The following is a 989-nucleotide window of genomic DNA, read 5'->3' as shown; positions in this document are numbered from 1 at the left end:
ATCTTATCCAGCTCATGGAGCAAATCATTAGGGAACTCGATATCTGCTTTATCAATCTCATCGATTAGTAGTACGCTGCGCTCAGTGCTAGTGAAGGCATCCCACAGCTTGCCCGGCTTGATATAATTGCCAATCTCATAAACCTTGTCATCACCCAACTGCGAGTCACGCAGGCGCGATACCGCATCGTACTCGTATAAACCCTGCTCAGCTTTAGTCGTCGACTTGATGTGCCACGTAATCAGTGGCATTCCTAGACTTTCAGCAACCTCTTCTGCAAGCAATGTCTTACCTGTACCAGGCTCACCCTTGATAAGGAGCGGCTTTTGTAATGTCATGGCCGCATTCACTGCCAGTTGTAAATCGTCTGTTGCGATATAATTTTGAGTGCCGGTAAAGGTTTGCTTGCTCATAATCAGGTCTCGATTGTTGTTATAGATGAATTGTTATGAATGTATGGTGATAAATAAATAGAACTAAAAATTTGATAATGAATAAAAGATAAATTAGATTAGCACAGCCTGACGTATTGCCAAAATACTCATGCGTTCGCCTTTATGAACCATGGTTATATCCCGTTAACTATTCATATGATTGGTACACACTCTGGCATAAAAAAAGACACTCATTGGTGTCTTTTCATTCAAGTATGCAGTCATTTTTTAAGACAATAACTTTATATTAATGCTGAGTCTACTTTTATCATTTATCGGACATATCGCTATTGGCTTTCTTATTTAATGTACTGTCTTTTTCTAGGTTTACGTTATTATCGGACTGTTCGGTAACGGTAGCACCTTCTGCCAAATAACTACCGGTCGTCAGTTGCATCGTCGCTTGCGTATCCTCTGCCGTACGGCTACGAGCTTTATCCAAGCTCGATGCGAATGCGCCGCGTATCAGCTGCCACATAAAACCGATAAACAAACCGATGACCAGTACCACCAATATTGGCAACATATTGGCAATCGCGCCTGCAAAGTCTTTCA

General features: G+C 41.8%; 1 protein-coding gene and 1 pseudogene. Both read right to left on the bottom strand.

Features of this window, described 5'->3' with window-relative positions; all coding sequences use genetic code 11:
• On the bottom strand, positions 1-413 hold a 413-nt coding region (locus ACS8FC_RS15175; RefSeq protein ID WP_439297382.1), incomplete at its 3' end, for an AAA family ATPase.
• A gap of 289 nt (positions 414-702) precedes the next feature.
• Positions 703-989, bottom strand: a pseudogene (locus ACS8FC_RS15170) (hypothetical protein); the annotation flags it as partial.

Source organism: Psychrobacter sp. 1Y4 (assembly GCF_051847555.1).
This window is presented reverse-complemented; position numbering and strand designations above follow the sequence as displayed.